General features: G+C 56.5%; 11 protein-coding genes. 4 read left to right on the top strand and 7 right to left on the bottom strand.

Annotated elements, in window-relative coordinates:
- Window positions 1-79 precede the first annotated feature (79 nt).
- The 4 genes from QLG21_RS10710 to QLG21_RS10725 all read right to left on the bottom strand — a co-directional run bounded on the left by QLG21_RS10710 (window position 80) and on the right by QLG21_RS10725 (window position 4,942).
- On the bottom strand, window positions 80-739 hold the full coding sequence (locus QLG21_RS10710) for an O-methyltransferase (RefSeq protein WP_137848566.1): 660 nt from the start codon (window positions 737-739) through the stop codon (window positions 80-82).
- A gap of 64 nt (window positions 740-803) precedes the next feature.
- Window positions 804-2,183, bottom strand: coding sequence for an efflux transporter outer membrane subunit (locus tag QLG21_RS10715; protein WP_282484354.1), 1,380 nt, complete (start codon window positions 2,181-2,183; stop codon window positions 804-806).
- On the bottom strand, window positions 2,180-3,262 hold the full coding sequence (locus tag QLG21_RS10720; RefSeq protein WP_282484355.1) for an HlyD family secretion protein: 1,083 nt from the start codon (window positions 3,260-3,262) through the stop codon (window positions 2,180-2,182). Before QLG21_RS10720 ends, QLG21_RS10715 begins: the two co-directional genes overlap by 4 nt.
- Window positions 3,263-3,295: 33 nt before the next feature.
- Window positions 3,296-4,942: an MFS transporter gene (locus QLG21_RS10725; RefSeq protein ID WP_236347144.1), complete on the bottom strand. Its 1,647-nt coding sequence runs from the start codon at window positions 4,940-4,942 to the stop codon at window positions 3,296-3,298.
- 223 nt (window positions 4,943-5,165) lie between these two features.
- Between QLG21_RS10725 and QLG21_RS10730 the strand changes: the two genes are divergently transcribed.
- Complete coding sequence (locus QLG21_RS10730; protein ID WP_282484356.1) at window positions 5,166-5,960, top strand: YdcF family protein; 795 nt, start codon at window positions 5,166-5,168, stop codon at window positions 5,958-5,960.
- A gap of 198 nt (window positions 5,961-6,158) precedes the next feature.
- The gene (aldA, locus tag QLG21_RS10735) at window positions 6,159-7,598 is read left to right on the top strand and encodes an aldehyde dehydrogenase (protein ID WP_101737754.1); all 1,440 of its coding nucleotides are present in this window, start codon (window positions 6,159-6,161) and stop codon (window positions 7,596-7,598) included.
- 37 nt (window positions 7,599-7,635) lie between these two features.
- Here aldA and gap read toward each other — a convergent pair whose 3' ends face one another.
- A complete protein-coding gene (gene gap / locus QLG21_RS10740; RefSeq protein WP_282484357.1) occupies window positions 7,636-8,637 on the bottom strand; it encodes a type I glyceraldehyde-3-phosphate dehydrogenase in 1,002 nt (333 codons plus the stop codon).
- A gap of 190 nt (window positions 8,638-8,827) precedes the next feature.
- On the opposite strand from gap, the gene cybB reads away from it, so the two are divergent.
- Entirely contained in the window at window positions 8,828-9,358 is a 531-nt protein-coding gene (gene cybB, locus QLG21_RS10745) for a cytochrome b561 (protein WP_282484358.1), read from the top strand.
- Between the two features lie 37 nt (window positions 9,359-9,395).
- On the opposite strand, the gene QLG21_RS10750 is transcribed toward cybB, so the two are convergent.
- Together QLG21_RS10750 and QLG21_RS10755 are read right to left on the bottom strand one after the other, a co-directional pair.
- Window positions 9,396-10,469, bottom strand: coding sequence for an oxidoreductase (locus QLG21_RS10750; RefSeq protein WP_282484359.1), 1,074 nt, complete (start codon window positions 10,467-10,469; stop codon window positions 9,396-9,398).
- Between the two features lie 12 nt (window positions 10,470-10,481).
- On the bottom strand, window positions 10,482-11,228 hold the full coding sequence (locus QLG21_RS10755; RefSeq protein WP_282484360.1) for a DeoR/GlpR family DNA-binding transcription regulator: 747 nt from the start codon (window positions 11,226-11,228) through the stop codon (window positions 10,482-10,484).
- A 763-nt stretch (window positions 11,229-11,991) separates the two neighbouring features.
- Here QLG21_RS10755 and QLG21_RS10760 point away from each other — a divergent pair.
- On the top strand, window positions 11,992-13,329 hold the full coding sequence (locus QLG21_RS10760) for a TolC family outer membrane protein (protein ID WP_137848572.1): 1,338 nt from the start codon (window positions 11,992-11,994) through the stop codon (window positions 13,327-13,329).
- The last annotated feature ends 50 nt before the right edge of the window (window positions 13,330-13,379 follow it).

Genomic DNA, 13,379 nt, shown 5'->3' on the forward strand with positions numbered 1-13,379 from the left:
TAGGGAGAGGGAGCCAATCGCGCGGATTTCCGCTTTTGAGCCTCTTCCTCCAGGGTGAGGGCATCATCCCGCATAACGCTCACCCATTCACCATAGCCAGCGTAAACCCATCCCAGCCTTTCACCCCGACGGTTTGCAACGCAGTAGCGGTAAGGCGTGGGTTGTCGCCAATCATCTCAATAAACCGCCGTACCCCTTGCACGCGGGCGTCATCGCTCTGCCCATTGATGACCTCGCCGTCGCGCACCACGTTATCACCCACAATCAGCGTCCCCGGACGGGCATAGTGCAGCGCCCACTCAAGATAGCCAGGGTTATTGGGTTTATCGGCGTCGATAAAGATCAGATCGAAAGGGGGAATATCGCCCAGGTTTTCCAGGGAACGGAGCGCCGGGCCTTCAATCAGCTCTATGCGATCCTCAAGCCCTGCAAGCTGAATATTCTGGCGTGCCACGCGGGCGTGTGTGGGATCGGCCTCAAGCGTAATCAACTTTCCATCCGGCGGCAGGGCGCGTGCCATCCAGATGGCGCTGTATGCACCGAGCGTGCCGATTTCAAGGATGCGCTGCGCCTGCGTCATGCGGACAAACAGCGCCAGCAACTGCCCCTGATTGGCCGCTACGTCGTGTTCGGGTAAACCGGCGCGAATGTTGTTATCCAGCACCTGCCGGAGCACGTCATCCTGGGGAATAAGCGAAGAAATCATGTAACGATCAACCGCAGACCACTGTTTTTGCATAATGACACCTCAGGTTAATAAAGCCCGTAGGCCGGGTAAGGCGCAGCCGCCACCCGGCACGTCGTCACTGACTGCGCCATCCTCCGCCGAGCGCCTTATACAGATCAATCTGCGCCAGCAGCAGGTTATTTTTCACCTGCACCACGTTAGTTTGCACCGAATAGAGCGTGCGCTGTGCGTCGAGGACGTCCAGATAAGAGGAGTAGCCGTTGCGATAGCGATTTTGCGCGATGCGCAGCGTCTCCTGAGAAACCGCCTGCTGAGCCAGCAGTTCCGTCAGTTGTTCCTGATAGCGCGTAATGGCGTCGAGGCTATCGTTAACCTCCACGAACGCGTTACGTACGGTCTTTTCATAGGTGTACAGCGCCTGATTGCGCTGGGATTGTGAAATGTCCACCTGCGCATTCAGCGCCTGGCGGTTCAGCAGCGGCGCAAGAATGCTCCCGCCAGCGCTCCAGAGCTGGAGCGGATTGTCCAGCAGCCCCGACAGCGTGCGATCCTGTACCGATCCGGTTGCCGTCAGGTTGAACGACGGCAGCAGGCTGGCGCGGGAGGCCGCGAGCGTGGCATCTGAAGCAACCAGCGCCCGCTCTGCCTGGACGATATCCGGGCGACGGTTGAGGAGCGTGGAAGGGAGCTGTGATGGCAACTTCAGTGGCGTAAGGACATCGAAACTCTCGCTGCGCGCCACCTCGCCGGGCTGCGTGCCGAGCAGCACGCTCAACGCGTTCTCCTGCTGTGCAATCTGGTGCTTAATCAACGGCACCTGCGCGCGCGTGGCGCGCAGTTCGGAATCGGATTGCATCAGCTCCAGCCGCGAACTGTAGCCGGTTTCAAACTGACGCCGGGCGAGGTTGAATGCCTCTTCGCGGGATTTAAGCGTCGACTGCGTCACCTGAAGCTGTGAATCCAGAGAGAGCAGGGTGACATAGCCGGAGGCCACCGATGAGGCGACGCTCAGGTCTGCGGCGGCGGCGGCGGCTTTTTGCGCCTCCAGCGATGCCTCTGCGGCGTTGGCGGTGCTGCGGTTCACTCCCCAGATATCCACATCGTAGCTGGCGGTCAGGCTGCCTTTGTACAGGGAGCCGTATACCGGAAGCCCGGTAGCAGCAGACTGGGAGCGTGCGCGGGTGCCCGTCACGCTCGCATCCAGGGAGGGAAACAGGCTACCGTCGGCGGCATACACCCGCGCCTGATATTCGTTAATCCGCTCGCGGGCAATCAGCACGTCGCTATTATTTTCCAGCGCCAGATCGACGTAGCGGTTCAGGTAGTTGTCGTGAAAATTTCGCCACCACAGCTGTTCTGCCGCACTGCCCGGGCCGGTCGCCGCGCGCCATTGCGCAGGAATGTGCAGCGTCGATTGCGCGGGCTTAACGTCGACGGACTGGCAGCCGCCAAGCAGGGCGGCTATGAGTAAACCGACCAGCGGGCGAAGGATCATGGCTTCGCCTCCCGGGTATCAATCGTGACCTGCACCGACATGCCGGGGCGCAGTAGCGCAGACGCTTCCGGGTCACCCAGCACCTCAATGCGCACCGGAATACGCTGGGCGATTTTGACGAAGTTACCCGTGGCGTTGTCCGGCGTGATGGCGCTGAACTCCACCCCCGTCGCCGGAGAGATACTCTCAACGCGGCCCTGATAGGCCTTATCGTTCAGCGCATCCACGGTGAACGTGACTGGCTGTCCGACGCGCAGATTGGCCAACTGCGTCTCTTTTATATTCGCGATAACCCAGTGCTGCGGCGGGACCAGCGTGGTGAGGTGGGTGCCTGCGGTGACATAAGCCCCCAGACGGACGGCGATCTGGCCGAGCTGGCCATCGCGCGGGGCCACGATACGGGTGTTTTGCAGGTCAATCTGCGCCAGTTCCAGCGCGGCTTTAGCGTTCTCGACATCGGCTTCCAGCGAGCCGCGATTCACGATGACCGTCTGCAGATCCTGACGCGACATCTCAAGCGTGGCTTTCGCCTGTTCGATGTCAGCGCTGCCCTGAGCAGCACTCGCCAGCGCCGCGTCGCGCTCGCGCACAGAGAGCGACCCGTCTGCCGTCAGATCTTTTACGCGTTTTAAATCCGCCTGATTTTTCAGGTTCTGCGCGCGGGCATTTTTCAGGGCCGCATCGTTTTTGACGATTACCGCTTCCGCGCTTTTGCGCTGTTGCAGGTTGTTGTTCAGCGCGGCTATCTTCATTGCCAGCTGCGCTTCGGCCTGATGGACGCGCTGGCGATAGATACGGTCATCGATTTGCAGCAGCAGGTCACCCTTTTTGACCTTATCGAAATCTTTAACTCTCACGTCCGTGATATAGCCATTGACCTGCGGACTGATAAAGGTGGTCTGCCCCCGGACGTAGGCGTTGTCGGTAAACTGGGCGTGGCGCGTAAACGGCGGAAGCTGCCACGCATAAAGGATCACCAGCACCCCGACAATACCGATTGCCGCAGCGGTGAAAACAGACACTATGCGCACATTTTTGCGGGTATTGGCCTGCTCTTTAGCGGCATCCTGCTGACTCATAACAACTCCCAAAACGTCATTGACTCGTATCCATTATTTGTTGCCGGTGGCATTTTTTAACGCCATTTGGGCAGTGATGCGCAGACGCAGCAAGCGCCATAAAATCCACACCAGCGTGGCGGCCGCGATGCTTGCCGTCAGCAGGTAGGTATCATTGTAAGCCAGAATATTCGCCTCAAGCGTGGTCACCGTCTGGAGCTGGGTAATGGCCTGCGTGCTCAGCAGCGCGCTGTCACCGATCAGGCTTTTATACAGTTGGGTATAGGCCTGAATGCGCTCGTTGACCAGCGGATTGAGGGTGGTGAGCTGATCGGCCAGCAGGCTGGAGTGATACTTTTCGCGCCAGGTCTGGAAGGTGCCGAGTATGGCTGAACCCAGCAGGCCCCCGACGTTCTGGCTCATACCAAACAGCACCGAGAAGCTCACCAGGTTGCGCGGGTCGGCGATAACCCCGCCGATGCCCGCCAGCATGGCCGGGGCAAGGAAGAAGGCGCTGCCAAAACCCAGCAGGAACTGGCTGAACATCAGTTGATCCGGTCGGGTCAGGTTGTTCGACTGGCTGTCCAGCAGCGAGGCGATAATCATTAACACCAGCGACGTGACGATCGGCCAGGCCAGCTTCGTGGGTTTAATCGTCAGGCAGCTGGTGACGATGCCGCAGACGATACCGGCAAAAATGGCCCACGCCAGGTGAGTCATCTGTTCGTTCTGTAACCCGACGTACTGCAGCCAGCCGATGACGCCGGTGTTCTGCTCCGCCAGCACGATGCGGATCAGCAGCATGATCAGCCCAAGGCGTAAAATACTGCCGCTCGAGAGCCAGCGGGTGTTGAGCAGAGGGTTGCTGCGGTTATGCTCAAATACGATTGCCGAGACCACCAGCACCAGCGATAACGCCAGCGACCAGCCAATCCACGGCGCTTCAAACCACCAGTACAGGCGGCCCAGCGAGAGCACCGCGCACAGCAACGCCATGCCCGGAGCCAGCAGAAAGAAGGTGAGGAAATCTTTCTTTTCAAACACCTTGCGCCGATCTCCCGGCGGGAGTTTCAGCGCCATCACGCAGGCCAGCGAGATCAGCGCCAGGCCAAGCTCGAAAAAGTACAGCCCGCGCCACTCATCAAGCTGCAACAGTTCGGTGGAAAACAACCGCGCTAGGGGAATGGCCAGTGACGATCCGGTGATGCCGATGGTGAGTGCTTTCAGGCGATGCTTCGCGGGCCAGGCCTGGATCTGGTAATAGATGCCGAGCGAACTCAGCGCCGCTGCCACCATCCCGTGCGCGGCGCGGACCATCAGCGCGGAGCTAAGATCGTTAACGAAGAGGTGGAAAAAGGTCACCAGCACATACAGCACCAGAAACCCTTCGGTGAAGGCCCGCAAACCGTACTGCTGACGGAATTTCACCAGCAGCAGGTTAATGGAGACGTTGGTCATGACGTACACGGCAGGCAGCCAGGCAATTTCGGTTGACCAGGCGCCAAACGTGCCCTGTAAATTTTGCAGGTTGGCGGTAACGACCGCGTTGCCGAGTGCGCCCGTCAGGCAGACCAGCAACCCCACCACGCCATAGGCGATCCGTTTCGGTGTGCTGTGTTCCGGCGTTGAAGGGGAACCCAGCAGGGCGGGTTTTTCGTGTGGCTGCCACTCGCGAGGAGCATAAGGGTCGCGCTGGGGCAGGCGCATAGCGTCGTTTACCTTTGAAATTGTTGAATAGTTAGTGGGCTAATGATTCTACGTCTGCCGTAAATCATAATTCAAGTGAATATGATTATCAGACATTTTAGGTTGGGTTGAAAGGTGACAAAATGAAAGGGTACGGACACGCCGGGATTCGGAGTGATCTCCTTTTCAGGACTGACGAGTACGGTACGCTGAACCTAACTGCTGTGAGGAGGTAACAATGACACTGGCACTTTTTCCTTGTTTACCCGAGGCAACCCTGAATGCCGCTAACGTCGCAGGACGCTGGCTGGCGCAGGATGAGGTGCAACCCAATGCGCCCGTCGATTTGGTTATTCTCGCGGGCAACGCGGTGATCCCGACTATCGATGCGGCGTGCAGGGTGGCGTCGGAACAGGGTATCCCGCTGCTGATAAGCGGTGGTATCGGACACTCCACCACCTTTTTATATGCTGCCATTGCGCGCCACCCGCGCTATAACCGCATTCCCACCACCGGGCGCGCGGAGGCGGCAATCCTGGCTGACATCGCCCGGGAGGTCTGGTCCATACCGCCCGAGCGCATCCTGGTGGAAGACCAGTCTACCAATTGCGGAGAGAATGCCCGCTTCAGCTGGGAGCGGATCAAACAGACGGGGCTGACGCCTGAACGTGTGCTGGTGGTACAGGACCCCACCATGCAGCGCCGAACCATGGCGACCTTTGCCCACGTATGTCGGGACGAACCGGCGGCCCCGCTATTCATCAGCCACCCCGGCCTGACGCCCGTTCTGCAAAACAGCGATAACGGCCTGACGTTCAGCGGCGGACACGAGGGGCTTTGGCCGGTCGAACGCTATGTTTCGCTGCTGCTGGGCGAGCTTCCGCGCTTGTGGGACGACATCAACGGCTATGGACCGGCGGGGCGTGGCTTTATCGTCCATGTGGATTTTCCTGCCGAGGTTCAAGCCGCATGGCGTATCCTGCGTGAGGATGCGATCCTTACCGAGGCGCTTGAAAGCCGTTCCCTTATCTAATCTTCTGCCCGTTTGCGGCGTCTTTTTCGCAAACGGGCATTTTGTGTTGCGACTTTGTAATTTGAATGTTCTGCTGACCCGATTCTTCTATGAGATACCTCACAAAAACAGCCTGATAGAGTAGGCAAGTGCCCCTGTGATTGTAATTTTTAACAATAAATTTACTTGTTAAAAACAGTGTAATTACAGGAGCAGGTTATGACAGTACCCGTACAACATCCTATGTATATCGATGGACAGTTTGTGGCCTGGCAGGGTGACGCCTGGATTGACGTCATCAACCCGGCAACCGAAGAGGTCATTTCCCGTATTCCCGATGGCAGCGCCGACGATGCCCGAAAAGCCATTGACGCCGCCGAACGCGCGCAGGCGGGCTGGGAGGCGCTGCCTGCGATTGAGCGTGCAAACTGGCTGCGCAAAATTTCCGCCGGGATCCGCGAGCGCGTCAGCGAAATCAGCGCCCTGATTGTCGCCGAAGGGGGAAAGATCCAGCAGCTGGCGGAAGTGGAAGTCAACTTCACGGCGGACTACATCGACTATATGGCCGAATGGGCGCGCCGCTACGAAGGAGAAATCATTCAGAGCGACCGTCCGGGCGAGAACATCCTCGTCTTCAAACGCGCCCTGGGGGTGACCACCGGGATCTTGCCGTGGAACTTCCCGTTCTTCCTGATTGCACGCAAGCTCGCGCCCGCGCTGTTGACCGGCAACACCATCGTCATTAAACCGAGCGAGTTTACCCCCAACAACGCCATTGCCTTTGCCAAAATTGTCGATGATATCGGCCTGCCAAAAGGGGTCTTTAACCTGGTGCTGGGCCGTGGCGAAACCGTCGGTCAGGAGCTGGCAGGCAATCCGAAAGTGGCGATGGTCAGCATGACCGGAAGCGTCGGCGCGGGCGAGAAAATCATGGCCGCGGCGGCAAAAAACATTACCAAAGTCGGACTGGAACTCGGCGGCAAAGCGCCGGCCATCGTGATGGACGATGCGGATCTGGAGCTGGCGGTGAAAGCCATCGTTGACTCCCGCGTCATCAACACCGGGCAGGTGTGCAACTGCGCTGAGCGCGTGTACGTGCAAAAAGGCATTTACGACCGCTTTGTGAACCGTCTGGGTGAAGCGATGAAGGCAGTCCAGTTTGGCAATCCGGCAGAGCGCACGGACATTGCGATGGGGCCGCTGATCAACGCGGCCGCGCGTGAGCGTGTCGAGCAGAAGGTGGCGCGCGCGGTGCAGGAGGGGGCGAAGGTGGTGCTTGGCGGTAAAACCGTCGAGGGCAAAGGGTACTTTTATCCGCCAACCCTGCTGTTGGACGTGCGTCAGGACATGGCGATTATGCATGAAGAGACCTTTGGCCCGGTGCTCCCCGTAGTGGCTTTCGACACGCTGGAGGAGGCGCTGGCCATGGCGAACGACAGCGACTACGGATTAACCTCGTCGATCTATACCCGTGATTTGAACGTCGCGATGAAAGCCATCAAGGGGCTGAAGTTTGGCGAGACCTATATTAACCGCGAAAACTTTGAAGCGATGCAGGGGTTCCATGCGGGGTGGCGTAAGTCCGGTATTGGCGGGGCGGATGGAAAACACGGGCTGAACGAATACCTCCAGACCCAGGTGGTCTATTTGCAGTCGTAACCGTGATTCCCCCTCCGGTTGCGGAGGGGGCAGAGTTTTACAGTGAAGCGAATTTGTCCAGGGTACGCACCAGCTGCGTAACAAACCCGTATTCGTTGTCATACCAGGCAACGGCTTTCACCAGCTGAACGTCGCCCGCCTCGCTGACTTCCGTCTGGGTGGCGTCAAACACCGAGCCAAAGTGCGAGCCAATCACATCCGAGGAGACAATCTCTTCATCGGTATAACCGAATGATTTGTTGCCCTGCGTCGCTTTTTTCAGCGCGGCATGAATATCCTCCACCGTCACCTTTTTCTCGAGGATCGCCACCAGTTCGGTCACGGAACCGGTTTTAACCGGGACACGCTGCGCGTGGCCTTTCAGTTTTCCGCTCAGCGCCGGGATTACCAGCCCGATGGCTTTCGCCGCACCGGTGGTGTGCGGAATGATATTTTCCGCCGCCGCGCGGGAGGCCCGCAGATCTTTCCCGCGTGGGCCATCCACCAGCGCCTGCGTCCCGGTATAGGCGTGAATGGTGGTCATGGTGCCCACCTTAATACCAAAGGCGTCGTGAAGCGCTTTCGCCAGCGGGGCCAGACAGTTGGTGGTGCACGAGGCCACGGAAACAATCGTGTCGTTCGCGTCGAGGGTGTCGTCGTTAACGTTAAACACGATGGTTTTCATGTCGCCCGCCGGGGCGGAGATCAGCACTTTTTTAGCCCCTGCATCCAGGTGCGCACGGGATTTCTCTTCCGAGGTGTAAAAACCGGTGCATTCGACCACGATATCAACGCCTGCGGCTTTCCACGGAATATGCTTCGCCTCTTTTTCGGCGTAAACCGAAATGGTTTTGCCATCGACGATCAGCGAATCTTCGGTGAAATCGACGCTCCACGGGAAGCCGCCGTAGTTGGAGTCGTGCTTGAGCAGGTAGGCCAGCACTTTCGGTGAGGTCAGGTCGTTGATGGCGACCACGGTGTTGCTGTCCTGGGTTTCAAGAAGGCGACGAAGTACAAGGCGTCCAATGCGTCCAAATCCGTTAATGCCAATTTTACTCATGGTTATCTCCTGGAAAACGTGTCGGTACGACAGTTTGAACTTATCCAGGCTTAGACCATGACGGGCAGGGCGGCAATTGAAGATGTTTCATTGCCTGCGAAGTAATTGAAAAACCATACAGAAAAGTTAATGAATTTTTAAGGAAAGCTGGTTATGTTGACGCAATATCAGTTCTTTATCGGGAAAAGACATGCGCACTAAATATACGGGCCTGCAAATAGGTATTCACTGGCTGGTGTTTTTGTTGGTTATCGTGGCCTATTGCGCCATGGAGTTTCGGGGCTATTTCCCGCGCAGCGATCGCCCGCTGATCAACATGATCCACGTCTCCTGTGGCATCTCCATTCTGGTGCTGATGGTGGCGCGCCTGCTAATCCGCCTCAGATTCCCGGCACCGCCCATTCAGCCGAAGCCGAAAGCGATGGTCACCGGCCTGTCGCATCTTGGGCATCTGATTATTTATCTGCTGTTTATCGCGCTGCCGTTGATTGGCATTGTCATGATGTATAACCGCGGCAATGACTGGTTTGCATTTGGCCTTGTTATGCCGCATGCGGCAGAGGGCAATTTTGACGTCGTGGACATGCTGAAATCGTGGCACGTCACGCTCGCAAATCTGGGCTATTTCGTTATTGGCCTGCACGCCTTTGCGGCGCTGCTGCACCACTACTACTGGAAGGACAACACGCTCCTGCGCATGATGCCGAAAAAGCGTCAGTAACATCGAAAAAGGGCCCGCGCAATGCAGGCCCTTCTTTTTAGTTCAGACGGGCAACTTCATCTGCCGTCAGCTCCAGCGTCTCGGTTGACCCTGTCTCAGATGATTTCACTGCCGCTTCCAGCACGGCCATCACCGCCAGCGCCTCAACGGGGTGTACCGGATTATCCATTTTGCCGAACAACGCATCACGCACGTTAATGTAATACTGGCGCTGATCGCCTTTCGGGGTTTTTACCGGGTGCGGCTCACCGCTGGCATCAAACAGCACCATATCATCATCGTCTTCGCCCCACGTCGCGCTGCCCGGCACAATACCTGCCAGCAACTGGGCTTCCTGCTGATCGATTCTGGCTTTCAGCACGCTGGCCTTGTCACCGTGAACGGCAAAGCGCGTCGCGCCGCCAGCGACCAGCATGCTGCAATGCAAAATAACCTTATGCGACGGGTAGTTGAGCACCACATGCGCCCAGTCGTTAATCTCCGCCCCGTCACGCAGCGTGGCGATGTTGCCCTGCACGGACTGCGGAAGGCCGAAAAGCTGCAGCGTCTGGTCGATCAGATGTGGCCCCAGATCGAACCACAGCCCGCTGCCGGGGACATTTTGCTCTCTCCAGCGTGCGCGAACCTCCGGGCGGAAGCGGTCGATGTGCGACTCGAAGTGCTTCACGTTGCCCAGGCTGCCTTGCTCAATGACCTGCTTGATGCCGAGGAAGTCGCTGTCCCAGCGGCGATTGTGGAAAACGGAGAGCAGGCGCTGTTTTTCTTCCGCCAGCGCAATCAGATCGCGGGCTTCCTGCATGTCGAGGGTAAAGGGTTTATCGACCACAACATGTTTGCCTGCATTCAGGGCCAGCGTTGCCAGCGGGGCATGCGTCGCATTCGGAGAGGCGATTACTACCAGGTCGACATCGGGGTGCTGAATGGCCTCTTCAGGCGTCGCCACCACGATGATGTCTGCAATATCGCGTTTCACCTTTTCGGCATCCCGGGAGGAGACGACCGCCAGCTTCAGCCCGTCGATGGACTGGATCAGCGGCGCATGGAAGGTTTTGCCGACAAAGCCATACCCGATCAGCGCAATGTTGATTGTCTTACCGTTAACCTTATTCATGTGTTCTCCACGTTATTGTGCCTCTGCAAGGGTCACTTGCATGGCGCCACCGTCCCCAAGCTCGGGCCAGGGACGATCTAAAAACAGTTGATGAATGCCGGATAGCCCGGAAACCAGATAGGGTTCGCAGCGGTTGAGCTTCATATGGTCCGCCACGATCCAGTGCTCATGGCTCGCAGCCAGCATGGCGCGTTTGACCTCGGCATCAGCCTCCGTGCTGGCGCTTAAGCCAAGCTGCGCATGAATGGCGCAGGCACCGAGGATGGCAATGTCTGCCCGGTAGCGCGACAGCAGAGCGAGGGTGGCGCTACCGGCAAACAGGCGCTGCTGGTGATCCCATTTTCCGCCGAGCAGGATAAGCTCGATATCCTCCCGCTCGCTAAAACACAGGGCGATATCAAGAGAAGGGGTGATAACCGTGAGCGGCCCCTTAAGGACGTTCGCCACCGCCAGCATCGTGCTGCCGGCATCCAGGAATAGCGTCGACCCCGTCGGCACACTTTGCGCGACCCGTTTACCCAACTGCTGCTTGATTTGCGGCAGCAAGGTATTCCGGCCCTGACGATTCATGGCTGACAGATTAAGCGCAATAGCACCGCCGTGGTTCTTCTGCGCCAGCCCCTGTTTTTCGAGGTCCGTCAGATCGCGGCGAACCGTGTCGGCAGAAACCTGCAGCTTTTCAGCAAGTTCGACGATACTGGCCTGGCCCTGTTCGCTCAGGATATCAAGCAGATACTTTTGTCTGGCCGTTTTATGCATGTTTTTCCGAATCCTGCAAAATATCGCAATAAATTGCATATTACAGCATTTTTGCGGAAAGGGAATGCGCCTTCCTGCCGTAATCCGTCAGGGCGCATTATTCAGGGCAGGGTGTTGCGAAAAAATTGTTCACGTGGGTAATCATTAACAACCCATTGATTAAGTGTGGTTAATCATTTTTAGAAATGTTTGATAGGTGTTAAAACAATGTTTTGCGGTTAAATTGGTTAAAGGAACTAATAGATAGATAATCATCAACGTAAAATTCTGCTTTTGTGTTTTAATCTGGTCTTATATTCTATAAAAATTAATTGTTTGAGTGTTTGATAATTTTAAGATGTGAAAGGTTACTCAAATTGACACTTCTTTGAAAATCTTTGTGTCTGACCCGATCTGAAATAAACGCAAAAATGTACAGCGTCGCGTTTGGAAATTTTACTTAAGAAACAACAAGTTTATATGTTTCATCTGAAAGGTCCTTTAATGAGATTTGTCCAGAAACGTGAAGATTTTTCTTATTTGTAACACCACATTAACATTGTGGCTGTAGTGGGATATAAGACATTTTGTTATGCTGCCGCCACGTTAAAGAAATAAGTAAATTCCTAATTTAAATTAGTCCTTGGTCAGGCCTTATCTCCAGCGTGGATGGGTATGGGTTCCCTTTGCCGAAAATTCTTGAGGAGGATGATGAATAATCGCCAAATTATTTTTACCTCTTATTGGGTATCTAATTACGCGACATTCAGCGACAGGAGATAACATGTCTATATTGCCAACAAACTTATTATTTAAAATATCCGCCGGACTGGCGTTAATTTCGCTGGCGATTAATCCGGCAGTGGCGAATAACGGCCAGGCAGCATTTGCTCCCGTCGCGGCAACTACCTTAAAAGAAAGTATCCTTTTTGCTATCGACCGCGATCCGTCCGTTAGCCAGCAGGCCGCGCAGCTGGGCATTGGTCAGGCGCAAATAGATGAAGCGCGTAGCGGCTGGATGCCGCAAATATCCCTGAATGGCAGCACCGGCCATAGCCAAACCACCGACTCCAGCGGATCGCTGCGCAATTCTGCCGCCTGGGGATTAAGCCTGACGCAGCTGATCTACGATTTCGGCAAAACGAATAACAGCATCAGCCAGGCCTCATCCCAGCGGGACAGCTATCGCTTTCAGTTGATGAGAACGTTATCTGATGTGGCCGAAAAAACGGCGCTGAGCTATGTCGAAGTGAAACGCTATGCCGACCTCCTGCAGGCCGCCAGAGAAAACGTCCAGGCGCTTAAAAACGTTGAGAAACTGGCAACCCTGCGTGCGGATGCGGGGGTGAGTTCGACCTCGGATGAACTTCAGACCCGCACGCGTATTGCCGGGATGCAGGCCACCGTCGAGCAGTACACCGCTGCGTTAAACAGCGCCCGCGCCAGGCTTGCGGTACTGACGGGGATGCAGGCCGAACGGTACTCACCGGTTCCCCCCATACTGGCCATTGAACAGGATTCCGTTAACCGCATTGATTACGCCTCGATCCCGGCGGTCATGGCCGCGCAGAACATGGAAAAGGCCGCGCAGTACGGGATCGAAACCGCAAAGTCGCAGCACTGGCCAACGCTGAGCCTGAAAGCAGGCCGCACGCGCTATGAGTCAGATAACCGCTCATACTGGGACGATCAGATCCAGCTGAATGTTGATGCCCCGCTTTATCAGGGCGGCGCGGTATCGGCCCGGGTACGCCAGGCGGAAGGCGCACGCTCAATGGCCGCTTCGCAGGTAGATCAGGCGCGTTTTGACGTGCTGCAAAAAGCCTCTGTGGCGCAGGCGGACTGGACCGGCGCGCTCGGCAGAAGAGAGGCGGGCAAACGGCAGCTTGAGAGCGCGCTCCGCGCCCGGGATGTCTACAAAAATGAATACACCCTGAGCAAGCGCAGCATTAACGATTTGCTCAGCGTAGAACAGGATGTCTGGCAAGCCATTTCCGCGAAAATAATGGCGGAATATGATGGCTGGAGCGCCGCAATTAATTACGCCTCTGCGGTGGATAATCTCATGCCGCTGGTCGGAATAGAGACAAATACCGCGGCGAAATTACCGGATTTGAGTTAACGGAAGACGCGATTTTCAGCGTGGAATAAGTCAAAAAAGAATGGGGCGTA

This window comes from Enterobacter sp. V87_3 (assembly GCF_029967835.1).
In the GTDB taxonomy this organism is placed as follows: domain Bacteria; phylum Pseudomonadota; class Gammaproteobacteria; order Enterobacterales; family Enterobacteriaceae; genus Enterobacter; species Enterobacter cancerogenus.